The 23,877-nt window shown below is 70.8% G+C and carries 25 protein-coding genes; 12 read left to right on the top strand and 13 right to left on the bottom strand.

Features of this window, described 5'->3' with window-relative positions; genetic code table 11:
* On the bottom strand, positions 1-666 hold a 666-nt coding region (locus BN39_RS08410; protein ID WP_040766053.1), incomplete at its 3' end, for an FAD-dependent oxidoreductase.
* Positions 667-868: 202 nt separating this feature from the next.
* Here BN39_RS08410 and hsaA point away from each other — a divergent pair.
* From hsaA to BN39_RS08435, 5 genes are all read left to right on the top strand, one after another.
* Positions 869-2,044, top strand: a complete 1,176-nt coding sequence (gene hsaA / locus BN39_RS08415) for a 3-hydroxy-9,10-secoandrosta-1,3,5(10)-triene-9,17-dione monooxygenase oxygenase subunit (protein WP_019201941.1) — start codon at positions 869-871, stop codon at positions 2,042-2,044.
* Positions 2,045-2,046: 2 nt separating this feature from the next.
* Positions 2,047-2,916, top strand: coding sequence for a 4,5:9,10-diseco-3-hydroxy-5,9,17-trioxoandrosta-1(10),2-diene-4-oate hydrolase (gene hsaD / locus BN39_RS08420; RefSeq protein ID WP_040766055.1), 870 nt, complete (start codon positions 2,047-2,049; stop codon positions 2,914-2,916).
* Positions 2,917-2,933: 17 nt separating this feature from the next.
* Positions 2,934-3,839 (top strand): iron-dependent extradiol dioxygenase HsaC, encoded by a 906-nt coding sequence (gene hsaC / locus BN39_RS08425; protein ID WP_019201943.1) that lies wholly within the window; start codon positions 2,934-2,936, stop codon positions 3,837-3,839.
* Positions 3,839-4,414: a 3-hydroxy-9,10-secoandrosta-1,3,5(10)-triene-9,17-dione monooxygenase reductase subunit gene (hsaB, locus tag BN39_RS08430; RefSeq protein WP_019201944.1), complete on the top strand. Its 576-nt coding sequence runs from the start codon at positions 3,839-3,841 to the stop codon at positions 4,412-4,414. The genes hsaC and hsaB overlap by 1 nt, the downstream gene beginning before the upstream one ends.
* Before the next feature lie 90 nt (positions 4,415-4,504).
* A complete protein-coding gene (locus BN39_RS08435) occupies positions 4,505-5,068 on the top strand; it encodes a peroxidase-related enzyme (protein WP_019201945.1) in 564 nt (187 codons plus the stop codon).
* 11 nt (positions 5,069-5,079) lie between these two features.
* Here BN39_RS08435 and BN39_RS08440 read toward each other — a convergent pair whose 3' ends face one another.
* The 6 genes from BN39_RS08440 to BN39_RS08465 form a co-directional block, all read right to left on the bottom strand.
* Positions 5,080-6,006: a class I SAM-dependent methyltransferase gene (locus BN39_RS08440; RefSeq protein WP_019201946.1), complete on the bottom strand. Its 927-nt coding sequence runs from the start codon at positions 6,004-6,006 to the stop codon at positions 5,080-5,082.
* 78 nt (positions 6,007-6,084) lie between these two features.
* Entirely contained in the window at positions 6,085-7,152 is a 1,068-nt protein-coding gene (locus BN39_RS08445) for an acyl-CoA dehydrogenase family protein (RefSeq protein ID WP_019201947.1), read from the bottom strand.
* A complete protein-coding gene (locus BN39_RS08450; RefSeq protein WP_019201948.1) occupies positions 7,149-8,144 on the bottom strand; it encodes an acyl-CoA dehydrogenase family protein in 996 nt (331 codons plus the stop codon). Before BN39_RS08450 ends, BN39_RS08445 begins: the two co-directional genes overlap by 4 nt.
* On the bottom strand, positions 8,141-9,301 hold the full coding sequence (locus BN39_RS08455; RefSeq protein ID WP_019201949.1) for an acyl-CoA dehydrogenase family protein: 1,161 nt from the start codon (positions 9,299-9,301) through the stop codon (positions 8,141-8,143). The genes BN39_RS08450 and BN39_RS08455 overlap by 4 nt, the downstream gene beginning before the upstream one ends.
* Positions 9,302-10,219 (bottom strand): enoyl-CoA hydratase, encoded by a 918-nt coding sequence (locus BN39_RS08460; protein WP_019201950.1) that lies wholly within the window; start codon positions 10,217-10,219, stop codon positions 9,302-9,304.
* Positions 10,216-11,742: a FadD3 family acyl-CoA ligase gene (locus BN39_RS08465; protein ID WP_019201951.1), complete on the bottom strand. Its 1,527-nt coding sequence runs from the start codon at positions 11,740-11,742 to the stop codon at positions 10,216-10,218. Before BN39_RS08465 ends, BN39_RS08460 begins: the two co-directional genes overlap by 4 nt.
* Positions 11,743-11,855: 113 nt before the next feature.
* Here BN39_RS08465 and BN39_RS08470 point away from each other — a divergent pair, with 113 nt between their 5' ends.
* From BN39_RS08470 to BN39_RS08485, 4 genes are read left to right on the top strand one after another with little or no spacing between them, the layout of a single operon-like run.
* Positions 11,856-13,016 carry an acyl-CoA dehydrogenase family protein gene (locus BN39_RS08470; protein WP_019201952.1) on the top strand — a complete coding sequence of 387 codons (1,161 nt, stop codon included), beginning with the start codon at positions 11,856-11,858 and terminating at the stop codon, positions 13,014-13,016.
* The gene (locus BN39_RS08475) at positions 13,013-13,825 is read left to right on the top strand and encodes an SDR family oxidoreductase (RefSeq protein ID WP_019201953.1); all 813 of its coding nucleotides are present in this window, start codon (positions 13,013-13,015) and stop codon (positions 13,823-13,825) included. The genes BN39_RS08470 and BN39_RS08475 overlap by 4 nt, the downstream gene beginning before the upstream one ends.
* Positions 13,818-14,423 (top strand): TetR/AcrR family transcriptional regulator, encoded by a 606-nt coding sequence (locus BN39_RS08480; protein WP_019201954.1) that lies wholly within the window; start codon positions 13,818-13,820, stop codon positions 14,421-14,423. Before BN39_RS08475 ends, BN39_RS08480 begins: the two co-directional genes overlap by 8 nt.
* Positions 14,420-15,586: an acetyl-CoA C-acetyltransferase gene (locus BN39_RS08485; RefSeq protein ID WP_019201955.1), complete on the top strand. Its 1,167-nt coding sequence runs from the start codon at positions 14,420-14,422 to the stop codon at positions 15,584-15,586. The genes BN39_RS08480 and BN39_RS08485 overlap by 4 nt, the downstream gene beginning before the upstream one ends.
* Positions 15,587-15,601: 15 nt before the next feature.
* Here the strand turns inward: BN39_RS08485 and BN39_RS08490 are convergent, their stop codons facing one another.
* Positions 15,602-16,303, bottom strand: coding sequence for a response regulator transcription factor (locus tag BN39_RS08490; RefSeq protein WP_019201956.1), 702 nt, complete (start codon positions 16,301-16,303; stop codon positions 15,602-15,604).
* Between the two features lie 368 nt (positions 16,304-16,671).
* Here BN39_RS08490 and BN39_RS08495 point away from each other — a divergent pair, with 368 nt between their 5' ends.
* Positions 16,672-17,364, top strand: a complete 693-nt coding sequence (locus BN39_RS08495; protein ID WP_019201957.1) for an MspA family porin — start codon at positions 16,672-16,674, stop codon at positions 17,362-17,364.
* Between the two features lie 158 nt (positions 17,365-17,522).
* On the opposite strand, the gene BN39_RS08500 is transcribed toward BN39_RS08495, so the two are convergent.
* From BN39_RS08500 to BN39_RS08515, 4 genes are read right to left on the bottom strand one after another with little or no spacing between them, the layout of a single operon-like run.
* Positions 17,523-18,581: a nitronate monooxygenase family protein gene (locus BN39_RS08500; protein ID WP_019201958.1), complete on the bottom strand. Its 1,059-nt coding sequence runs from the start codon at positions 18,579-18,581 to the stop codon at positions 17,523-17,525.
* Positions 18,578-19,321, bottom strand: a complete 744-nt coding sequence (locus BN39_RS08505; RefSeq protein ID WP_019201959.1) for a CoA-transferase subunit beta — start codon at positions 19,319-19,321, stop codon at positions 18,578-18,580. The genes BN39_RS08500 and BN39_RS08505 overlap by 4 nt, the downstream gene beginning before the upstream one ends.
* Positions 19,318-20,190 carry a CoA transferase subunit A gene (locus tag BN39_RS08510; protein WP_019201960.1) on the bottom strand — a complete coding sequence of 291 codons (873 nt, stop codon included), beginning with the start codon at positions 20,188-20,190 and terminating at the stop codon, positions 19,318-19,320. The genes BN39_RS08505 and BN39_RS08510 overlap by 4 nt, the downstream gene beginning before the upstream one ends.
* The gene (locus tag BN39_RS08515) at positions 20,187-20,969 is read right to left on the bottom strand and encodes an enoyl-CoA hydratase family protein (RefSeq protein ID WP_040766056.1); all 783 of its coding nucleotides are present in this window, start codon (positions 20,967-20,969) and stop codon (positions 20,187-20,189) included. Before BN39_RS08515 ends, BN39_RS08510 begins: the two co-directional genes overlap by 4 nt.
* Positions 20,970-21,074: 105 nt before the next feature.
* Between BN39_RS08515 and BN39_RS08520 the strand changes: the two genes are divergently transcribed.
* Together BN39_RS08520 and BN39_RS08525 are read left to right on the top strand one after the other, a co-directional pair.
* Positions 21,075-21,869 (top strand): SDR family oxidoreductase, encoded by a 795-nt coding sequence (locus tag BN39_RS08520; RefSeq protein ID WP_040766058.1) that lies wholly within the window; start codon positions 21,075-21,077, stop codon positions 21,867-21,869.
* A gap of 17 nt (positions 21,870-21,886) precedes the next feature.
* On the top strand, positions 21,887-22,792 hold the full coding sequence (locus BN39_RS08525) for an SDR family oxidoreductase (protein ID WP_019201963.1): 906 nt from the start codon (positions 21,887-21,889) through the stop codon (positions 22,790-22,792).
* 93 nt (positions 22,793-22,885) lie between these two features.
* Here the strand turns inward: BN39_RS08525 and BN39_RS08530 are convergent, their stop codons facing one another.
* Positions 22,886-23,875 (bottom strand): NAD-dependent epimerase/dehydratase family protein, encoded by a 990-nt coding sequence (locus BN39_RS08530; RefSeq protein ID WP_019201964.1) that lies wholly within the window; start codon positions 23,873-23,875, stop codon positions 22,886-22,888.
* Positions 23,876-23,877: the final 2 nt, after the last annotated feature.

Genomic DNA, 23,877 nt, shown 5'->3' on the forward strand with positions numbered 1-23,877 from the left:
GAACCGGCGAGCGGTCACCCCGGCGACGCGGCCGTCGGCGTCGGTGACCAGGGCGGCCGTGCGCACGTCGTACTCGGCACGCACTCCGAGCGATTCGGCCGTCTCCGCCAGGGGCTTCATCAGCATGTAGCCGGCGCCCCGCACGCCCGTCCGCTTGTCCGCCATCTGCGGGACGTGTCCGCGCGGGGCGGGGGTCGCGACCGCGTTGAACGGCGCCGCGTTCTCCCCGCCGGAGTAGCCGAGGCCCTCGTCGTGCGGGACCTCCCATCCGGGCTCGCCCCAGAACTCCTCCTTGAACACCACGCCGCAGCCCACGAGCCAGTCGTAGTGCTCGACGCTGCCGTGCGCGTAGGCGTGGATCTTGGCCTCGTCCACCCCGGGGCCGAGCGCGGCCGTCATGAAGGTCTCCATGTTCTCGGCGGTGTCCTCGAATCCCAGCGCGCGCTGCAGGCCGGTGCCTCCGCCCAGGTAGATCCATCCGCCGGAGGCCGCGGCGGCACCGCCCCAGCCCCCGGCGCGCTCGAGGATCAGGACGTCGGCGCCGGCGCGCGCCGCCTCGATGGCGGCGCAGACGCCCGCGATCCCGTAGCCCACGACCACGACATCGGCCTCCAGGGTCCAGTCGGTCACGGATTCGGCGGCGACGGGGCGGCGGCTGGCGGGCATGGGACTCCTCGGGCTGGTGTCGTAACCGGTTATCTCCCGGTTTCGGCCGGATCGGTCACGGTCCGGCCAAGGGAGATACCAGCAAGATAGGCAGATTCGAGCCTTTGGTGTAGCGTTTCGAACCAGAAAACGAGAACGTGTTCTAGTATCGGTTCCACCGACAGGCGCCAGCCCGTCCGAGAATCGCAGAGAGCGAGGAAACATGAGCGAACAGAGCGTCAGCGCCGTGCTGGCGGAGGTGGCGGAACTGCTGCCGACGCTCCGGGATCGCGCGCAGGAGACCGAGGACGCGCGCCGGGTACCCGCGGAGTCGATCAAGTCCCTGCAGCAGAGCGGCTTCTTCCGGCTGCTGCAGCCCAAGCGCTACGGCGGCTTCGAGGCCGATCCGGAGGACTTCTACACCGCGGTCAAGATGCTCGCGGGCGCCTGCGGCTCCACCGGCTGGGTCGCCTCCATCCTCGGCATCCACCCGTGGAACATCGCGCTGTTCGACGACCGTGCGCAACAGGAGGTGTGGGGCGAGGACCAGGACACGCTGGTCTCCTCGTCGTACGCGCCGATGGGCCGCTCGGAGATCGTCGAGGGCGGTTACCGACTCTCGGGCAAGTGGAGCTTCTCGTCCGGCTGCGATCACGCCACGTGGGCGCTGCTCGGCGGCCCCGCGTTCAAGGACGGCAAGCCCGTCGACTTCCTGACCTACCTCGTGCCGATCAGCGACTACGTCATCAACGACGTGTGGCGCACCGTCGGCCTCCGCGGCACCGGCAGCAACGACATCGTGGTCGAGGACGTCTTCGTCCCCGAGCACCGCGCACTGAGTTTCCAGCAGGTGTCCAAGTGCAAGGGCCCGGGCCAGGAGGTCAACACCAGCCCGCTGTACAAGCTGCCCTTCGGCTCGGTGCACCCGTCCACTATCACCGCCCCGATCATCGGGATGGCGCAGGGCGCCTACGACGCCCACGTCGAGCACCAGCGCAACCGCGTGCGCGCCGCCTACGCGGGGGAGTCCGCCAAGGAGGATCCGTTCGCCATGGTGCGCGTTGCCGAGGCGGGCAGCGAGATCGACGCGGCCTGGCTGCAGCTCATCTCGAACGTCAACGCGGAGTACGAGCTGGTCAAGGCCGGGGAGAAGATCCCGTTCAACCTGCGCCTCAAGGTCCGTCGCGACCAGGTGCGCGGCACCGAGCGTGCGATCTTCGCCGTGGACCGCATGTTCGAGAACTCCGGCGGCCGGGCACTCGCCGAGGGCACGCCGATCCAGCGGTTCTGGCGCGACGCCCACGCCGGTCGCGTGCACGCGGCGAACGATCCGGAGCGCGCCTACAAGATGTTCGGCACCGGCGAGTTCGGCCTGCCGGTGATGGACGGGATGGTCTGACCGTGACGGAGACGGATGTGGACGTCCTCAAGGAGGGGAAGTTCGCCACCACCGCCGCTGGCCTCACGATGCACTACCACGAGGCCGGTGAGGAGAACCGGGCCAACGGCACCGTCGTGCTGCTGCACGGCAGCGGCCCCGGCGTCTCCTCGTGGAGCAACTTCGGGCGCAACATCCCCGTTCTGGCGCAGCGCTTCCACGTGCTCGCGGTGGACCAGCCGGGCTTCGGCCGGTCCGACAAGCCGACCGAGCACCCGCAGTACTTCGTGCACAGCGCAACGGCGCTCGCGGGCCTGCTCGACGCGCTGGGGATCACGGAACGCGTGCACCTGGTGGGCAATTCGCTCGGCGGCGGCACATCCGTGCGGTTCGCTCTCGACTTCCCGGACCGCGCGGGCCGGCTCGTGCTGATGGGCCCGGGAGGGCTCAGCGTGAACACCTTCGCGCCGGACCCGACCGAGGGCCTGCGCACCCTGCAGAAGTTCTACGCCGCGCCCAGCAAGGAGCGGCTCGAGGACTTCCTGCGGATCATGGTCTTCGACCAGAAGATGATCACGCCCGAACTCATCGAGGAGCGGTTCGAGCTCGCACTCGATCCGGAGGCGATCGCCGCCTTCACGGCGATGGGCAAGTCCTTCGCGTCCGCGGACTACGAGAAGGGCATGCTCTGGCGCGACGCCTACAAGCTGCGCCAGCCCGTCCTCATGATCTGGGGCAGGGAGGACAGGGTCAACCCGCTCGACGGTGCGCTGCTCGCCCTCAAGCAGATCCCGCGCGCCCAGCTGCACGTGTTCGGGCAGTGCGGGCATTGGGCGCAGCTCGAGAAGTTCGACGAGTTCAACCGGCTCACGGCCGATTTCCTGGCCGGCTGACAAGGAGAAGTAGGCACATGGCGATCAAGGCGCTCGGGTACATGCGCATCGAGGCCACCGACATGGCGGCCTGGCGCGAGTACGGGCTGAAGGTGCTGGGAATGATGGAGGGGACGGGCAACGACCCCGATTCCCTCTACCTGCGGATGGACGATTTCGCGGCCCGCCTGGTGATCGTGCCGGGCGAGAAGGACAGGCTCCTGGTGTCCGGCTGGGAGGTCGCCGACGCCCCCGGTCTGCAGGAGCTCCGCGACACCCTCACCGCCGCCGGCGTCACCTTCGAGGAGGGGACCAAGGACGAGAAGGCCGAGCGCCGCGTCGAGGGGTTGATCCGCTTCCAGGATCCCGCGGGCAACACCCTCGAGGCCTTCCACGGCGCGCAGTACCTGGGCAGGCGTTTCGTCAGCCCGTACGGGCACCGGTTCGTCACCGGCGAGCAGGGGCTCGGGCACGTCGTGCTCACCTGCACGGACGACGCTGCCGCGCAGGAGTTCTACCAGGGAGTGCTCGGCTTCCGGCTCCGCGATTCGATGCGCCTGCCCCCACAGATGGTGGGCCGCCCCGCGGACGGCGATCCGGCGTGGCTGCGCTTCTACGGGTGCAATCCGCGCCACCACGCGCTCGCCTTCCTGCCGCTGCCCAACCCGACGGGGATCGTGCACCTCATGGTGGAGGTGGAGAACTCCGATGACGTGGGCCTGTGCCTCGATCGAGCGAATCGCAAGAAGGTCAAGATGTCCGCGACCCTGGGCCGCCACATCAACGACAAGATGCTGTCCTTCTACATGAAGACCCCCGGAGGCTTCGACATCGAGTTCGGCTGCGAGGGCCTCGAAGTCGAGAACGACGACTGGATCGCGCGGGAGTCCACCGCGGTCAGCCTCTGGGGCCACGACTTCTCCATCGGATTCAAGGAGCAGTGATGACCCGCCCCACGGACGCCCCCGCACCGATCGAGCCGCTCGACTACCGCACCGCGATGGGGCACTTCTGCACCGGCGTCACGGTGATCACCGCGGCCGACGGGGAGGGCCCCGTCGGGTTCGCCTGCCAGTCCTTCTCCGCGCTGTCCCTGGATCCGCCGCTCGTGCTGTTCTGCCCGATGAAGACCTCGGGCGCCTGGCGCACGATCGAGCGCACCGGGCATTTCGCGGTGAACGTGCTGGGCGAGGGGCAGCAGGACGTGAGCTCGGTGTTCGGTTCCCGGCATCCCGACAAGTTCGGTGCGGTCGAGTGGAAGCCCTCGCGCACCGGTTCGCCGCTGCTCGGCGGTGCGCTCAGCTGGATCGACTGCGCCGTGGAGGCCGTGCACGACGGCGGCGATCACCACATCGTGATCGGACGCGTGCTGGAGCTCAGTCCGCCCAACGCCGGTCGGCCCCTGCTGTTCTACCGCGGCCGCTACACGCAGACCGTGACGGAACGGGGCGAGGCCATTCCGCGTGCGCTGTCGCTCGATTCGTTCCTCACCTGGCCCGTCGGCGACGACTGGATGTAGGCGACCTGATGTAGCGGAACCGGCTCGGGCCGCGCCGCGCTCTGGTACTCCGGGAGGAGTACCGGGGACGACGATCGAAGGAGGGCGCCCGTGACCGAACGGATCACCGCGCTGGACCTACCAGCCGGCGAGCTCAGCGAGGAGACCGAGCGCTATCTCGCGGTGTGCCGCGAGAAGCTCGGCATGGTGCCGAACGTGTTGTCCTCCCTCACCTTCGACGAGGCGAAACTGAAGGCGTTCACCGCCACCTACAACGATCTGATGCTGGGGGACTCGGGCCTCACCACGCTCGAGCGCGAAATGATCGCGGTGGTCGTCTCCTCGATCAACAAGTGCTTCTACTGCCTCACCGCGCACGGCGCCGCGGTGCGCGAGCTCTCCGGCGACCCGGCCCTCGGTGAGACGCTCGTGATGAACTTCCGCGCGGCGGAGCTCCCGGCGCGGCAGCGGGCGATGCTGGAGTTCGCGGAGAAGCTGACCGAGGCCCCGTCGAAGATGGACGAGCCCGATCGGCAGCGCCTGCGGGACAGCGGGTTCAGTGACCGCGACATCTACGACATCGCCAACACCGCTGCCTTCTTCAACATGACCAACCGGCTGGCGTCGGCGATCGACATGCGGCCGAACCCGGAGTACCACGCCGCCGCACGATGACGGCGGCGTGATCAGCCCGGCAGGGTCGCCGTGAAGTAGCCGATCGCAGCGTTGAGGTGCGCCGTGCCCTCCGGCACCACGGTCTCCACGCCGTACGCGCGGCCGAGATCGATCGGGCTGCCGCTCCGCGTGATCGACCAGTCCTCCCGTGCGAGGTACTCCGCGGGATCCTCGCGTCCCTGGTCCTCCGCGAACAGTGCGGTGACGTCGAATTCGCCGAGCGGGTCGTCGGGCGAGGAGGAGTACCGGTCCGCCAGCGCGCGGAAGCCTTCGAGATCGAGGGGGCCGGTCTGCCCCTCGACGGCGACGCGGCTGCCGGGTGCGGCCAGCTCCACGATCCGCTCGAACAGCAGGACCTGCGCCTGCGCGGGAAGGTACGGCAGGAGGCCCTCGACGAGCCAGGCCGAGGGGGCGGCACCGTCGAATCCGGCGGACCGCAGGGCGGCCGGCCAGTCCTCGCGGAGGTCGACGGGCACGGCGTGCAGGCCGGCGGCCGGCCGGATGCCCCGTGCAGACAGGGTCTCGCGCTTGAAGGCGAGCACCGCCGGCTGGTCCAGCTCGTACACGTCGACGTCGCCGGGAAGATCGAGACGATAGGCCCGCGAGTCGAGGCCCGACGCGAGGATCACCACCTGCCGCACGCCCGCCGCGACGGCGTCCCGCACATGGTCGTCGAAGAACCGCGTGCGCACCCCGAGGTGCCGGCTGGCGCTCATGGCGCTCATCGGCGTCGAGCCGTCGGCCGGGGTGTCGAGCATCGCGATCGCCCGCGGCTCGCCCGCCGCCTCGACCAGAACGCGGGCGTACGGATCGCGCGCGAGCGCATCGGCGCGGTCGTTCTCCAGCGCCCGTGCCGCGGCCACCAGCAGTGCGGTGAACCCCACGCTGGTGGCGATGTCCCAGGTGTCGCCGTCCGTCCGTGCGCTGCCCGTCGTCATGGAACCTCCTCGATAGTTGTTCGCTTACCAAACTACTGGCTCGCGACTGCAACGGCAAGAACGTGTTCCAGGGGCGCGCTAGGAGTGGGTGAGCTCCCTGCGGGCGAGGTGGGAGGCGGGGTCGCCGAACAGCTGGGACGACGAGTGCGCGCGCTTGAAGTACAGGTGCGCGTCGTGCTCCCAGGTGATCCCGATGCCGCCGTGCAACTGGATCATCTCGCCCGCGACCGCGCTGAACGCCTCGGAGCAGTACGTCGCGGCCGTCGCCACGGCGACCGCCGCGTCCGGTGCCCCGCGGTCCAGCGCGTCACCGGCCGCGTACGCGGCGGAGCGCGAGGCCTCCACGAGTACGAACAGATCGGCCATCCGGTGCTTGAGCGCCTGGAAGGATCCCACCGGCCGGCCGAACTGCACCCGCGTCCCCGTGTACTCCACCGTGCGTCGCAGCGCCTCCGCGGCTGCCCCCGCCTGCTCGGCGGCGAGCACCGCCCGGGCCGTTCCGGTCGCACGATCGAGCGCGGCCGCGGCATCCTCGCGCATCAGGATCCCGGGCGTGCCGTCGAGCACGATCTCCGCGAACCGCCGGGTCGGGTCCATGGACGGCGTGTGTCGACGGTGCGCCGTGGAGCCGTCGACCAGGTACAGGTCGGTCCGGCCGCCGTCGCGGACCGGCACCAGGAGGAGGTCCACCAGGTCCCCGTCCAGGACGAGGCCGACGGTGCCCGTGAGTCCTCCGTCCGTCACGGCGACGCCGCCGTTCGCGAGGTCGGAGTCGGCGAGGGCGGGGTCGGCGAGGGCGGCGGTCCGTTCCCCGGCGGCCAACGCGCCGAGGGACTCGGCCGCGTTCTGCCCGGCGGCCTCGAGGGCGGTGGTGGCGAGCACGGAGGAGCCGAGGAACGGGGACGGGATCAGGTGCCGGCCCAGCTCTCCCGCGACCGTCTGCAGTGCGCGCACGCCCGCGCCGACACCGTCGAACTCCTCCGGGACGGCGAGCGCCGCGACGCCCACCTGCTCGCAGAGCACGGACCACAGGGCGTCGTCGCGGCCCGTGGGCGCGTCGATCGCCGCGCGCAGGGCGGCGGGCGACCAACGCCGGTCCACCACGCTGCGGACCGCGGCGGCGAGGTCGTCGAGTTCGGAGCTCATCGCGCCGCCCCCCGGACCGCGTCCAGCACAGCCGCGCGGTGCTGCGCCTGTGTGCCCCAGGCGGATTGCAGCGCACGCACCTTGGTCAGCCACACCCCCAGGTCGTACTCCGCGGTGTAGCCGATGGCCCCGTGCACCTGGAGCGCTGTGCGGGCCGCCAGGTACGCGGCGTCCGCGGTGGCGACGCGGGCGGCCGCGACGTCGCGCACCGGATCCAGGTGCACCGGGCCGCCTTCCGCGAGGAGGGAGACCGCCGCGCCCTGCACCAGCGGTGCCGCGAGCTCGAGCCGTGTGGCCACATCGGCCAGTAGGTGCTTGATCGATTGGTACTCGCCGATCGCGTGCCCGTACTGCGCCCGTGCCTTCGCGTACGAGACCGACTCGTCCAGCAGTCGCCGGCCGGCGCCGAGCACCTGCGCCGACACGGCGAACGCGCCGAGCAACTCGGCCCGGGCGTGATCGCCCGCCTGCCCCCCCGCGGGTTCCGGGGCGTCGAACAGGCGCCGGGTGGGGTCGACCGAGCGGCGCGGCGGCCCGGTGGGGGCCGGCGCCTCGGCAACGGCGCCGTCCGGCGCCGCGACGAATCGGAGGTCGGCGGCGTCGGCGTCCAGGAGGAACGGCGTGCGCGGGGCGATGGCGACGGTGCCGATCGCACCCTCCGCGAGGGCGGGCAGGTGCGCGTCGGCGAGGCCGCCGGTGAGCAGGACGGGCAGCACTGCGATCGATTCCACCACCGGGCCCGGTACCGCGTGATAGCCCAGGGCCTCGAACGCGACCGCGAGATCCACGGGGCCGCCGCCCACTCCGCCGTGCTCCTCATCGACGGCCAGCCCGGTGACGCCGAGTTCGGCCAGGGCGGACCAGACCTTGCGGCCGGGGCCGGCGTCGCCCGCGGCCCACGCGCGGGCCGCGGCCACGGTGCCGGCACCCGCCAACAGGTCGCCGAGGGATTCGGCGAACGCGCGGTTCTCCTCCGACGGTGCGAATCTCATCGTGCTCCCCTCGGAAGGCCGAGGAGCCGCTCGGCGATCGTGTTGCGCTGGATCTGGTCGGTTCCGCCGTAGATCGGTCCGGCGAGCGAGAACAGGTAGCCCGCGGGCCACCGGCCCCCGTCGGGCGCGGTGCCGCCGGTGAGCTCGCCGCGCGCGCCCAGCAGATCGAGCGCCGTCTCGTGCAATCCGACGTCGAGGTGGCTCCAGAACAGTTTGTTCACACTGGATTCGGGCCCCAGCTCCCCGCCCTCCTGGAGGCGGGTGACCGTGCCGAACGTGTACAGCTGATAGGCGCGCGCGCCGATCCACGCGTCGGCCACGCGGGCCGCCTCCGCGCTCTCGGTGCTGCCGTCCTCGCGGTCCCACAGGTCCACGAGGGCGTCGGCCGCGGAGAGGAACCGGCCCGGGCTGCGCAACGACAGTCCGCGCTCGTTGTTGGCCGTGGTCATGGCGACCTTCCAGCCCTGGCCCGGCTCGCCGATCACGTCCTCGTCCGGGACGAACACCTCATCGAGGAAGATCTCCGCGAAGCCGGGCTCGCCGTCGAGCTGGGGGATGGGGCGCACGGTGACGCCCGGCGCCCGCAGGTCGAACATCAGGTAGGTGAGTCCGCGGTGCCGCTCCGAACCGGGTTCGCTGCGGAAGAGCCCGAAAGCACCGTCCGCGAACGCCGCCCGCGAGCTCCAGGTCTTCTGCCCGGACAGCGTCCAGCCGCCGTCGACGCGGGTCGCCGTGGACCGCAGGGAGGCGATGTCGCTGCCGGCCTCCGGTTCGGACCACGCCTGCGCCCACACGCGCTCCGAGCGCGCCATGGCGGGCAGGATGCGCGCCCGCTGCTCGTCGGTGCCGTGGCTGAACAGGGTGGGCGCCAGCATGAACAGCCCGTTCTGATTCACCCGCAGGGGCGCTCCGGCGGCGTAGTACTCCTCTTCGAAGACCACCCACTGCAGGAGCGTCGCCTCGCGGCCGCCGTACTCCTTCGGCCAGGACACCGCCGCCAGGCCCGCGTCGGCGAGCCGCGCCTCCCAGGCGCGGTGCGCCGCGAAACCCTCGGCGGTGTCGAAGGACGGGAGCGGTTCGGCGGGAACGTTGTCCGCCAGCCACGCCCGCACCTCGTCGCGGAAGGCGATCGTGGCTTCGTCGAATTCGAGGTCCACCTACTCGCCCCCGCCCTTCGGTGCTCCGCCGTCGCCCGCGCGGCGGGCCCCGGACGCCATCGACTTGGCGTCCTGGCCGCCCAGGGAGTCTCCCCCGGAGACCTCGGCGTTGTGCGCGTGCGCGAAGTGATGCAGGCCGAACACGGAGTCCATCCCCGCGCGCATCCCCATCAGGTCCTCGCACTGGTTCACGGCCTTCTTGGTCAGCGCCAGGCCGAACGTCGGCATCTCGGCGATCCGCTCGGCCAGTGCGAGGGACTCCTCCTCCAGCTCCGAGCGAGGCACGACGCGGCTGACCATTCCCCACTCCTTGGCCTGCTGCGCGGTGAAGCGGTCACCCGTGAACAGGAACTCCTTGGCGGCGCGCGGACCCATGACCCACGGATGCGCGAAGTACTCGACGCCGGGAATGCCCATGCGCACCACCGGGTCCGAGAAGAACGCGTCGTCCGACGCCACGATCAGGTCGCACGACCAGGCGAGCATGAGGGCGCCGGCGATGCAGGCGCCCTGGACCGATGCGATGACGGGCTTGGGGATCTCCCGCCAGCGGCGGCACATGCCCAGGTACACCTCGGACTCGCGCGCGAACCGCTGGTCGCCGCCCTGCTTGCCCACGTGATCCCACCACAGTACGGCGGTGTTCTCGAAGTGCTGATCCACGTCGCGTCCCGGGGTTCCGATGTCGTGCCCCGCGGAGAAGTGCTTGCCCGCGCCGGCGAGGACGATCACCTTGACCGCGGGATCCTCCACCGCGCGAACGAAGGCCGCATCGAGGGCGTACGTCATGGCGGAGTTCTGGGCGTTCCGGTACTCGGGGCGGTTCATCGTGACCACGGCGACCGGGCCACGGGTCTCGTACGTGACGGGTTCCTCCGCGTCCGGGCGGTCGGCGGTCGGCGTCGTGTTCTCGGTCATCGCTTCTCTCCTGATACGGGTTCGGGCTCGCCGCGCAGTACGCGCTTGAGCACCTTTCCGGTTGCGTTGCGGGGCAGTTCGTCGACGAACTCCACGCTGCGCGGGACTTTGAAATTGGCCAGTGACGTGCGGCAGTGCTCGATCACCTGCTCCTCGGTGAGCGCGCGGCCCGCCGCGGTCACCACGAACGCCTTGCCCACCTCGCCGAGCCGCGGTTCCGGAACGCCGATCACCGCGCTCTCCGAGACCCCGTCGAGCCGCGCGATCACCTGTTCCACCTCGGCGGGATACACGTTGAAGCCGCCGTTGGTGAACATGTCCTTGATCCGGTCGGTGATCCGCAGGTTCCCGGCGTCGTCCATGCTTCCCGCGTCGCCGGTGCGGAACCATCCCTCGCCGGTGAAGGCGGCGGCCGTCGCCTCGGGATCCTCGAAGTACTCGGCGATCACGTTGGGGCCGCGCACCAGGATCTCCCCGTCGTCGGCGATCCGGACCTCCATGTCCGGTACCGCGCGCCCGGACGTGGTGGCGATGACCTCGGGCGCGTCGTCGGCGCGGCACATCGTGACGACGGGTGCCTCGGACAACCCGTAGGCCGTGAGCACCCGCTCGTACAGCTCCGCCCGCATCCGCTCGATGAGCACGACCGGGATGGTCGCCGCGCCCGTGGTCGCGGCGCGCAGGCTGGACAGGTCGTAGCGGTCGCGGTCCGGGTGGTCGAGCATCATCTGGTGGACGGTGGGAACGCCCGGGAGTACCGAGATGCGTTCGCGCTGCACGAGATCGAACGCCCTCACCACGTCGAAGGTCTGCGCCGGGTAGATCGCCGCGCCGAACTGCAGGGCGGCGAGCACGCCGGCCTTGTAGCCGAAGATGTGGAAGAACGGGCTCAGGATCAGGTAGCGGTCGGTGTCGGTGACGCCCACCAGTTCCGACCAGTTGGCCGCGTTCGCGAGCGTCTGCGCGTGCGTGCTCATCGCACCCTTGCTCCGGCCCGAGGTGCCCGAGGTGAAGAAGACGTCCGACGGGGCGTCCGGGGTCACTTCGTCCGCGGCGCGGTCGAGCTCGTCGTCCGGCACGCCGGCGCCGCGCGCGGGGACGCCGTCCCAGTCCGGCGTGCGCAGGACGGCGGCGATGTCCGGCGGCAGGCCGCCGGCGGTCTCCCTGACGAGGTCCAGCCGGTCGACGCCGAGGAACTCGCCCGCCACCACGAAGGCCCGGGCGCGGGTCCGGACCAGGAGGTCGACGATCTCCGGGCCGGTGTAGCGGGTGTTCACCGGGACCAGGACCGCCCCGATGTAGGCGGCGCCGAGCGCGGCCTCGATCCATTCGTGCCCGTTCGGCGCGCAGATCGCCACCCGGTCGCCGCCGCGCACGCCCTCGGCGAGGAGGGCCTTCGCGACGGAGCGGACCCGGTGGTGGAGGTCTGCGTAGGTGATGCGGAGGTCGCCGTCGACCACCGCCTCGTTCCCCGAGAACTGCTCCGCGGACGCACGGAGGGCCTGTGCGATGGTGCGCGACATGCGAAAATCCTCCTACCTAGCAAGTGCTTGGTAGAACACGTTACAGTGCGTTGAGTGTCTGTGTAACTCGAATCCCCCGAGCGGCTGCTCGAGGGCGCGGCGAAGGGAGTGCGGTGGCCACGGCGAGCACCGAGACCGACGCGGATTTCCGCACCCGTATCCGGGACTGGCTGGCGACGAACCTCGCCGGCGAGTTCGCGCAGCTGCGGGGTGCCGGTGGCCCCGGCCGCGAACACGAGTACTTCGAGGAGCGCATCGCGTGGGAGCGTCACCTCGCGGCGGCGGGCCTGAACTGCATCGGCTGGCCGACCGAGAACGGCGGCGGGGGAGCGACCCTCGCGCAGCAGGTGATCTTCCACGAGGAGTACGCCCGCGCGGGTGCGCCCGCCAAGGTCTCGCACCTCGGGCAGGAGCTGCTGGGGCCCACGCTCATCGCGTTCGGCACCGAGGAGCAGAAGGAGCGTTTTCTCCCCGCGATCCGGGACGTCCGCGAGCTCTGGTGCCAGGGCTACTCGGAGCCCGGCGCCGGGTCCGATCTCGCCAACGTCAGCACGCAGGCCCGGCTCGAGGGCGACGAATGGGTGATCAGCGGTCAGAAGGTGTGGACATCGCTCGCCCACGTCGCCGACTGGTGTTTCGTGGTCGCGCGGACCGAGCCGGGCTCGTCGCGGCACCGCGGCCTCTCCTACCTGCTGGTCCCGATGGACCAGCCGGGCATCGAGGTGCGGCCGATCGTGCAGCTCACCGGCACCTCCGAATTCAACGAGGTGTTCTTCGACGGTGCCCGCACCGCCGCGGCCAACGTCGTCGGCGCGCCCGGGGACGGCTGGCGAGTGGCGATGGGCACCCTCGCATTCGAGCGCGGGGTCGCGACCCTGGGACAGCAGCTCGGCTTCCGCCGGGAGTTGCAGCGGCTCACCGACCTCGCTCTCGACACCGGCGTCGCCGATCGCCCCGAGATCGCGGAGGCCCTGCGCCGGGCCTGGATGGAACTCGACGTGATGCGCGCGCACGCGCTGCGCTCGCTGGGTTCGGCCGAAACCGGCACCGCCGAGGTCGCGAAGCTGCTGTGGGCCAACTGGCACCGGCGCCTCGGCGAGTTGGCGATGGCTGTCCGCGGACCGTCGGGCCTACTGGCCGAACCGGAGCTCGACGACTGGCAGCGGCTCTACCTGTTCACCCGGGCCGACACGATCTACGGCGGCTCGAACGAGATCCAGCGCAACATCATCGCCGAGCGCGTGCTCGGCCTGCCGAGGGAGGCACGACCGTGACCGCACAGAACCCGCCCACCGCACCCGCGATCCCCGCACCCCCGTACCCCCGGGGGCGTGACCTCCTCGAGGGGCGCGTGGTCGTCGTGACCGCGGCGGCCGGTACCGGCATCGGCTCCGCGACGGCGCGGCGCTGCCTCGAGGAGGGCGCGCGCGTCGTGGTCTCCGACTGGCACGAGCGGCGGCTCGGCGAGAAGGCCGCCGAGCTGGCCGCCGACTTCGGGGACCGCGTGCACTCCATCCCCTGCGACGTCACGGTCGAGGAACAGGTCCAGGGCCTGCTCGACGGCGCCGCGGACCGGTTCGGCCGGGTCGACGTGCTGGTCAACAACGCCGGGCTCGGCGGGAGCGTGGCGGTGCAGGACATGACCGACGAGCAGTGGTCGCGCGTCCTCGACGTGACGCTCACCGGTACCTTCCGCGCCACCCGCGCCGCGATCAACCGCTTCATCGACCAGGGCGGGGGCGGGGTGATCGTGAACAACGCGTCGGTGATCGGGTGGCGCGCCCAGGAGGAGCAGGCCCACTACGCCGCGGCCAAGGCCGGCGTCATGGCGCTCACCCGGTGTTCCGCCGTGGACGCGGCGCCGCACGGCGTACGGATCAACGCGGTCTCGCCCAGCATCGCGATGCACCCCTTCCTCGCGAAGGTCACCTCCGACGAGCTGCTCGACGAGCTGTCCCGTCGCGAGGTGTTCGGCCGCGCCGCCGAACCGTGGGAGGTGGCCAACGTGATCGCCTTCCTCGCATCGGATTACGCGAGCTACATGACGGGCGAGGTCGTGTCCGTGAGCAGCCAGCATGCGTAGACCGGACACGTCGGCGCGGCGGACCGAGCTGCTCACCGTGATCGCGCGGCTGTTCGCCGAGAACGGGTTCCGCGCCACCACCGTCCGCGATATCGCGGACGCCGCGGGAATCCTGTCGGGGAGCCTGTACCACCACTTCGACTCCAAGGAGTCGATGCTCGACGACATCCTGCGCGACTTCCTCGATGAGCTGTTCGGCAGCTACCGGGAGGTGCTCGCGACTGTCGATGATCCTCGGGAACAGTTGCGGGGCTGCGTGATCGCGTCGTTCGACGCGATCGACGCCCGTCCGGACGCAGTGGCGATCTACCAGGCCGAGGCCCGCGGCCTCGCCCAGCAGGAACGGTTCCGCTACATCGCCGACCTGTTGGAGGAGTTCCGCACCATGTGGCGCGGGATCCTCACCCGCGGTGTGGAGTCCGGTGCGTTCCGGGCCGATCTCGACATCGACGTGACCTACCGCTTCCTGCGCGACACCGTCTGGGTCGCGATCCGCTGGTACCGCCCCGGTGGCCAGCTGCCCGTCGGCGAGGTCGCCGGCCAGTACCTGAAGATCCTCGAGCAGGGGATCGCGCAGCCCGACAAGGAGAAGTCATGACCGGAAACAACAGCGGCGCCTACATCGTGGACGCCGTCCGCACCCCCACGGGCAAGCGCGGCGGTTCGCTCGCCGAGGTGCATTCCGCCGACCTCGGCGCGCACGTGCTGCGCGCCGCCGTCCTGCGTTCGGGCATCGACCCCGAGCTGGTCGACGACGTGATCATGGGCTGCTGCGACACCATCGGCCCGCAGTCCGGCAACATCGCGCGCACCGCGTGGCTCGCCGCGGGCCTGCCCGAGCACGTCCCGGGCGTGACCGTCGATCGGCAGTGCGGATCGAGCCAGCAGTCGGTGCACTTCGCCGCGCAGGCCGTGCTGTCCGGTACCGCCGACGTCGTGGTCGCGGCCGGGGTGCAGAACATGAGCGCGATCCCGATCAGCGCCGCCATGCTGGCGGGGAGGGAGTACGGGTTCGATGACCCGTTCTCCGGTTCGACGGGGTGGCGCGAGCGGTACGGCGACGTCGAGGTGTCGCAGTTCGCCAGCGCGGACATGATCGCCACGAAATGGGGGATCTCGCGGAGCCGGATGGAGGAGTTCGCTCTCGCCAGCCACGAGCGCGCGCTCGCCGCGACCGACGAGGGCCGGTTCGCCGACGAGATCGCCCCGGTCGGCGACTTCGCCGTCGATGAGACGCCCCGGCGTGGAACGTCTCTGGAGAAGATGGCGGGCCTGGCCCCCCTCGCCGAGGGTTCGGCGATCACCGCCGCGGTCGCGAGCCAGATCGCGGACGGCGCCGCAGCGGTCACCGTGGCCTCCGGCGATTTCGTCGAGGCGCACGGCCTCCGTGCCCGTGCGCGGATCCACCACATCTCGGTCCGCGCGGCGGACCCCGTGTGGATGCTGACGGGGCCGATCCCGGCGACGCAGTACGCGCTGCGGAAGACGGGACTGACGGTGGACGACATCGACCTGTTCGAATGCAACGAGGCGTTCGCCTCGGTGCCTCTCGCCTGGATGGACGAACTGGGGATCCCGCACGAGAAGGTGAACGTCAACGGCGGCGGCATCGCGCTCGGCCACCCCCTCGGCGCGACGGGCGCCAAACTGATGACCACCCTGCTGCACGAGCTCGAGCGCCGCGGCGGACGCTACGGACTGCAGACGATGTGCGAGGGGGGCGGCACCGCCAACGTGACCGTCATCGAGCGGCTCGCGTAGCCGCTCGGCCGGCGGTCAGCGCAGCGAGTAGCCGAAGCCCCGGACGCTCCTGATGTGCCGCCAGTCGTTCGTGTCGATCTTGGTGCGCAGGCGCTGCACCGCGTTGTCGACGATCCTCGATCGCCCGAGGTAGTCGTGACCCCAGGCCTGGCGGAGCAGGGTGTCCCGCGACTGCGGCACGCCGCGCCGGGACGCCAGCGCAATGAGGAGGCCGATCTCGGTGGGAGTCAGGGGAACGGGGTGCCCGGACCGCGTGACGGTACGGGTGACCGAATCGATGGTGAGGCCGCTCTGCTCGATCACCACCGTCGTGTCGTCCGCCCCACCGTGCGTGCGACACGTGAGTGTGCACGAGTTCTCGGCGCGGACCCGTCGGCCGATCGCCCTCAGGCGCGCATCGATCTCCCTGCCGGAGACGGGCCGGACGAGGTAGTCGTCGGCGCCCACGGCGAGGGCCGTGATGGCGTGGACCTCGTCGTGATGGTCGCCGATCATGATGATCGGCACATCGGAGATCCGGCGGAGATCGCGGCAGGCGTCGAACGAGTCGCCGTTGGTCGTCTCGATGAGCACCGCGCCGACACCGGTGAGTGCGTACAGCGGCGCGGCGTGCACGAGCGGCACCATCAACACGCCGTGGCCCAGTGGCTCGAGCCGTGCTTCCAGCGGCGGCGCGCTCAGGGGCGTCGCGGCGCTGTGCAGGTACAGGATCTGCACCGTGTCACTCCTTGTTTCATCGCAACCCCGATGTTGAGTGGCAAAGAACAACCACCCTACCTTCGTCTCCGTTCACCAGGGAAGGTCTACCGCATCCGCGTCCCGCTGGTGCGTCGAACGTGGGGTCCACTCTCGCCTGATTCTCAGAAGTTACTCAGAGTTCTCGGTCTGGTCAAGGATCGGCACTGGTGAACGCCGTTCGGATCGATGCACAAGAAGCTATTCGAGATAACGAACTCATTGCGGTTTGTCGCAAGACCTCTTGGTTGTGTCGCAGAACGTCGTCGGCGGCTGTGCCGGGTTGGCAAATATTGTTTGCTGTGATTCTCTGTGCGTTGTCAATCAGGCGTGACCAGAGGAGTCGAAGAGTGCGTCGAATCAAGCTCGGAACGGCGGTCGTCGTGGCCGCCGCCTGCGCGGGCACCGTGATGTCAGCGGGACCCGCTTCCGCCCAGATCACCCCGCAGAACCCGTCGGGTCCGGTGAAGGGGGCGAAGCAGACCGTCAAGTCCCCGGAGGGGCTCAACGCGCAGATCGCGTTGTTCGACCTCAAGGCCAAGCTGTTCCCGCCGTTGGCCGGCGACAACAAGTCGCGCCTGGCGTACGTCGACGGCAAGGCCGAAGGCGTGATCACCGCCGGTCCGGGCGGCGTCGAATCGGCGACGGTGGAGGTCGGCTACGTGGTCGCCTGCGGCGTCAAGGACGGTGGGTTCGAGTCGTGGATCGGGAGTAACCAGACGATCGGAGCCGGCGGCGCGCTCGCCGGCAGCATTCCGGCGGCGGGGGCCGCGCTCGTGGGCGTCGGCGGTTCCCTGGGGCTGACGCAGAACCAGGTGATCAAGACGGCGCCCGGCGCGATCGTCTACCTCCCCGTCGGCACCAAGACGATCGACAAACCCGCGGTGGGTGAGTCCTTCGGCGTGCGGTTCGGTGAGAAGCGCGTCAGCATCGAGGGCTGCATCGGCAGTGTCGACGCCGTCGCCTACTCGACCCTCAAGGTCTCCTCGCGAGCTTTCGACGACATGAAGACCGTCTACAGCGAGGTCATGCGCTTCGCCTGACCCCACCGCCGGCCCCGTCGGCCCCGTCGGCCCCGCGTTCCTGACTTAACAGCGTTAGCCCAGACGTCCACCTGGCGTTTCAGCATGGGCTAACGCTGTTAAGTCAGGGTGGGGGTGGGCATGGACGGGGTGGGGACGGGTGCGGGTGGTGCCGGCGGTCAGGAGCGGAGGGCGGCCGCGGCGGCCAGACGGTCCTCGGCCTCGGCGACGATGCGCGGGACGAGCTCGGCCACCGTCGGCAGGTCCTCGATGATCCCGGCGACCTGGCCCGACGCCAGGACTCCGGCCTCGGTGTTGCCGTCGACGAGGCCCGCCCGCAGCAGCATCGGCGTGTTCGCCGACATCATCAGCTGGCTCCAGGTGCGGTCGCCCCCCTTCTTCAGGGCGAGCCCCTCGTCGATCAGTCCCTTCCAGGAGACGCCCGTGAGGGCCTGGAATCGCAGGGTGTTCCGCGCGGCGTGCACCAGCGTGGCGGCGCCGCGCGAACGCTCCAGCGCATCGACGAGGGCGGTGCGCAGCACCCGGTGCGGCATACCGTCGACCTTGGTGGTCACGACGGTGTCGCCCAGGCCGCGCTGCAGGTACTCCGCCTTGACGGAATCGGGGACCCGGCTGTCCTTCGTGAGCAGGAACCGCGTGCCCATCGCGACGCCCGCGGCGCCGTAGGACAGCGCCGCAGCCAGGCCGCGGCCGTCGAAGAACCCGCCCGCCGCGATGACGGGGATGTCCACGGCGTCCAGGACGGACGGCAGCAGCAGAGTCGTCGCGACGCCGCCCGTGTGGCCGCCGCCCTCGCCGCCCTGCACGATGACGGCGTCGGCGCCCCAGGATGCGACCTTCTCCGCGTGTCGGGCCGCGCCGATCGACGGGATCACCACGAGGCCGGCGTCCTTGAGCTGCGCGATCATCTCCCTGCGAGGGGCCAGTGCGAAGGACGCCACCTTCACGCCCTCGCGGATCAGGAGGTCCACCCGTTGCTGGGCGTCCTCGGCGTCCGCACGCAGGTTGACTCCGAACGGTTCGTCGGTGCGCTCCTTGGTCTTCCGGATCGCGGTCTCGAGCTCGGCGTAGGTCATGGTCGCCGAAGCGAGGATCCCGAGACCACCGGCGTTCGCGGTCGCCGCGGTGAGGTGCGCGCCGGACACCCATCCCATCCCCGTCTGGACGACGGGGTGCTCGATCCCCACCAGGTCGGTCAGGCGGGTCCGCAACGTCATGCGGGGACCTCCTTGGAGCGCAGGTTCTTCGGATCGACGACGGTGCGGATGAGCTCGAGTTCATCGGCGGTCGGTAGGCGCGTCTCGGGGACGCCGGCGCCGGTCAGCTCGAACCCGGTCGCGTCGCGGACCTGCTGCTCGGTGACGCCGGGGTGGACGGACAGCAGCGTCATCGCGCCGTCGGCGTCGAAGCCCAGCACCGCGAGGTCGGTGACCACCCGGTACACGTCGTGGAAGCGCGCCGCCGCGGGGCCCGCGGCCTTCGCCCTGTCGTACCCCACGCCGCTGGCGACGTCGACGGATTCGACGAACACCCGGGTCGAGTGTTTCGGAATCCAGTACGACGTGCGGTTGTTCACCGTGTTGCCCGGGCCGCCGCGCACGCCCAGCAGCTGACGCGTCGGCGCGGCGTGATCGCCGATGGCCGAGATGTTCTGGTTGCCGTGCCGGTCGATCTGGCTGGCGCCCATGATCACGTGGCGCTTCCCGTTCGGCACCACCACGTCGAGCACCTTCTTGAACGGCTGCCAGCCCTCGATGCCGGCGGACGGGTCCGCCGCATCGGCGACGAGGTACGCCTCGCCGTCCGACAGCAGCAGATCGGGAGCGAACGTGAGTCGGGCCAGGCGGCCGCCCAGCGACGGGATGAGCCCCATGGGGCTGGCGGTGATCTCCCCGTCGCCGCGGAACAGGTCGGCGATCGCGGCGACGCAGACCTCTGCGCGGGTGATGTCGGTCATGTCCGATCCTCCTGTTCGGCGGCCCATGCCGCCACCTCGGCCTGGTAGTGCGCCTCGTCGCCGGTGAGGAAGCGCTCGGTGAACGCGGCCCACGCGTCGGGGTCCTTGGCGCTCGCGGCGTAGTGTCGTTGGAACTTCTCGTCGCGTCCGTAATCCGGTGCGGCGGTGGTGAAGTGGGCGCCGTTGGGCGTCTCCACGACACCCGTGACGGCGCTGCGGTTGAGAAGGAGCGACTGCACGGGGCCGCCCGCCACCAGATCGCCGGTGCTCACGATGCGCTCGCACGAGACGTAGCAGGCGTCCGCGGCGAGCGCGAAGTCGTCGTCGAAATACGGGTCGGGACCGAGGTACTGGGCGTTGCCGCGCTCGTCGGCCCGGTTCATGTGCACGAGGGCGGCGTCCAGCCGGAGGGCGGGCACGGCCACGAGGTCCTCGCCGTCGGCGTACGGCGAGCGGATCGTGCGCAGGTCGGGGTTGACGTCCATCACCGACGATCCGAGGCCGGCGCGGACGGGGAGGAACGGGAGCCGCTGGACGGCCGCCTTGAGCCCCGCCGCGAACATGCCCTCGTCCCATTCGGCGACCTCGATCGCCCCGGATTGCCTCGCCCGCGCGAAGTTCGGGTCGATCGGCACGGTGTCCAGGGTGACGAAGCCGAACACCAGCTTCCGGATCTTGCCCGCCGCGGCGAGCAGGCCCACGTCGGGCCCGCCGTAGGAGACCACGGTGAGGTCCTTGAGGTCGGATCGCAGGATCGCGCGGATCAGCGCCATCGGCTTACGCCGAGAGCCCCAGCCGCCGATGCCGAGGGTCATCCCGTCCTCGAGTCGGTCGACGACCTGCTCGGGGGTCATCCGCTTGTCGCTCATGCCTTCTCCTCCTTCGCCTCGCCGACCGTGCGGCCTGTGGCGACGAATTCCTGACGGTGCTCGTCCGAGTACCCCGCGAGGTTCAGCTCGAACGTGAAGCCCTGCTCGTACCGGTAACTGGTGTGCACGTTCACGGGGTCGATGCCGTTGATCGCCTCCTTCGCCTTGCGGATCACGCGGGTGTCCTTCGCCGCGATCGCGCGAGCCACGTCGAGCGCGGCCTCGTCGAGCTCCGGGCGCGGCACCACGCGATACACGGAGCCGAAGTGGTGCAGCTGCTGCGCGGTCACCGTGCCCGCCGTGAAGTACAGCGTCCGCATCAGGTGCTGGGGCACGAGACGCGCGAGGTGCGTCGCGGCGCCGAGGGCGCCCCGATCCACTTCGGGCAGGCCGAAGGTCGCGTCGTCGGAGGCCACCACCACATCGGCGTTGCCGACGAGGCCGATTCCGCCGCCGAGGCAATAGCCGTTGACCGTGGCGACGACGGGTACCGCGCAGTCGTACACCGCCGAGAACGCGGCGGCGCAGCCGTGGTTGGCACCGATGAGGGCGCCGTAGCCCTCCGAGGCGTCGATCTCCTTGATGTCCACGCCGGCGTTGAAGCCGCGCCCGGCGGCGCGGAGCACCACGACGTGGCATTCGGGGTCGCGCCCGGCGGCGGTGATCGCCTCCGCGAGGTCGAACCACCCCTGCACGGTGAGGGCGTTGACCGGCGGCGCGTCCACGGTGACTACGTGGATGCCGGGGGCTTGGACGGTGGTCGTGACCGGTGAAGGCACAGTGCCTCCTTCGAGGTAGGGAGGTAGAACATGATCTAAACCTAGCAATTGCTTGGTACGCTACCACCGGTGCCGGGTGCACCGGAACTACGAAGGTGGGAAACGTTGTCTGAACTAGCCCTGGGACTGGACGGCGCGGTCGTCCTCGTGACCGGCGGCGTCCGCGGGATCGGGGCGGGCATCGCCCGCGTGTTCCTGCGTCACGGCGCCACGGTGGTGGTCTGCGCGCGCCGGGAGCCCGAGCGTCCCGTCGAGGCCGACGGTGCGGTGGCCGAGTTCGTCGCCGCCGACGTGCGCGAGCCGGAACAGGTGGCCGCGCTCGTGGACGGGATCGTCGACCGGCACGGCCGGTTGGATGTCCTCGTCAACAACGCGGGCGGCGCGCCGTTCGCGGACGCCGCGACGGCGTCGCCGCGCTTCCACGACAAGGTGATCGGGCTCAACCTGCTCGCCCCGCTGCTCGTGGCGCAGCGTGCCAATGCGGCCATGCAGCGGGCGGGAGGCGGGGCGATCGTCAACGTCTCCTCCGTGAGCGCCACCCGCCCGTCGCCGGGCACCGCTGCCTACGGCGCCGCCAAGGCCGGGCTCGATTCGCTCACCGCGAGCCTCGCGGTCGAGTTCGCGCCCGCCGTCCGGGTCAACGCGCTCGACGTGGGCATGGTGCGCACCGAGGCTGCGGAGCAGCACTACGGCGACGAGGCCGGGATCGCGGCCATCGGGGCGACGATCCCGCTCGGCCGGCTCGCCGATCCCGAGGAGATCGGCGCGTGCGCGGCCTTCCTCGCCTCGCCCCTCGCGTCCTACGTCAGCGGCGCGACCCTCCTCGTCCACGGCGGTGGCGAACGCCCCGCCTTCCTCGCCGCCGCCACCGCGGATCACGGCGAGCGGGAACGCAACTGAGAAGCAGGAGAAGATCCATGAGTGGAATCGTCGACGGCAGAGTCGTCGTCATCACCGGCGCCGGCCGCGGAATCGGCCGGGCTCACGCACTGGCGTTCGCGGCGGAGGGCGCCGCGGTCGTCGTCAACGACTACGGCGTCGGGCTCGACGGCGCGGACGCCTCGAGCGGGCCCGCGCAACAGGTGGTCGACGAGATCCGCGCGGCCGGCGGACGCGCCGTCGCGAACGGGTCCGACGTCGCGGACTGGAACGGCGCGGAGGCGTTGATCCGCACCGCGATCGACGAGTTCGGCCGGCTCGACGTACTGGTCAACAACGCGGGCTTCCTGCGCGACCGGATGCTGGTGACCATGTCCGAGCAGGAGTGGGACGCGGTGACGCGGGTGCACCTGAAGGGTCACTTCGCGATGCTCCGGCACGCGGCCGCGTACTGGCGCGACGAGTCGAAGGCGGGACGGCAGCCCGACGCGCGGGTCGTCAACACCAGCTCGGGTGCCGGCCTGCTCGGCAGCATCGGGCAGGGGAACTACGCCGCCGCGAAGGCGGGGATCGCGGAGATGACGATCCAGGCTGCGGCGGAGATGGCCCGGTACGGCATCACCGTGAACGCGATCGCGCCGGCCGCGCGTACCCGGATGACCGAGGTGACGTTCGCGGACGACATGGCCGCTCCCGAGGACGGATTCGACGCCATGGCGCCGGAGAACATCTCCCCGCTGGTCGTGTGGCTCGGGAGCACGGACTCCGCGGACGTCACCGGCCGGGTGTTCGAGGTCGAGGGAGGCAAGGTGTCCGTCGCCCAGGGGTGGCGGCACGGCCCGGGGCGGGACAAGGGCGCGCGGTGGGAGCCGGCTGAACTGGGTTCTGTCGTACGCGAGCTCGTCGCCGAGGGGCCCCAGCCCGAGCCCGTGTACGGAGCCTGACGGGGGCCGAAACGACGAAGCCGGCCGCGCGGGAGGGGATTCCGCGCGGCCGGTCGCGTCTCGGCGCGGTGAGCGGGCCGAGTTCCTGGGCGGCTATCGCCGCCGGGTGCCGAGCCGGCCGCTGCGGGCGAAGAACTCCACGAGTTCCTCGGCGGTGGCGGACATCGAGCGAGGGGAGTAGCCGAGTTCGTTGCGCGCCTTGCTGATGTCCACCAGCGGGGACGCGAACAGTGGACCCAGTGCGGCTTTGGAGAGGACGTCCGATCCGAGCCGCGCGTTGATCGGCTCGAGAACGGGCATCACCGCGGCCAGCGCTCCGATGGGCAGGGCCACGAGCGGCCCGGGCTTGCCCGCGGCGCGTGCGGACAGTCGCATGGCGTCGATGATCGGCGCGAATTCGCCGCCCAGGAGGTAGTTCTCGCCCGTGCGTCCCTTCTCCGCGGCCAGCATCACCCCCGTCGCGACATCCCGTACGTCGACCAGGTCGAACCCCGCCTTCGAGACGAACGCTGGCATTCGCCCGCGGGCGGCGGTGTGTGCCAGCCGGTTCAGCCGCGACAGCGTGGCGCCGTGGTCCGCCGGGCCCCACACGCCGGTGGGGTTGCAGACGGTGGCGTCCAGCCCGTCCTCGATGACCTTGCGCAGCTCCTGCTCGCCGGCCCATTTCGAACGGTCGTAGACCGGGATCTCGGGCCGCTCGGAGCGTGGTGCCGTCTCGTCGATCACGTCCACCAGGTCCTGGTCGAACGCGTGGATCGAGCTCAGGTGCACCATCTTCCGGACGCCGGACTCCAGGGCGGCGCGCGCGACGGTGCGCACGCCCTCCGTGTTGAGCCGCCACGCGACCTCGTCCTCCATCCGGAGGGTGATCATCGCGACCAGGTGGTACACCACCTCGACGTCGCGGAGGGCTTCGCGCATAGCCTCGGGGTCGAGGACGCTGGCCTGCACCCAGCGCACGCCCTCGGGCGCGTGCGGCGACGCGGTCCGGTCGATGGCGACCACATCGTGGCCGTGCTCGACCAGCTGATGCAGGAGGTTCCCGCCCACGAATCCGGCTGCGCCGGTCACCGCCACCCGCATCG

Origin of the sequence: Tsukamurella sp. 1534 (genome assembly GCF_000312385.1) — a bacterium.
In the GTDB taxonomy this organism is placed as follows: Bacteria; Actinomycetota; Actinomycetes; order Mycobacteriales; family Mycobacteriaceae; genus Tsukamurella.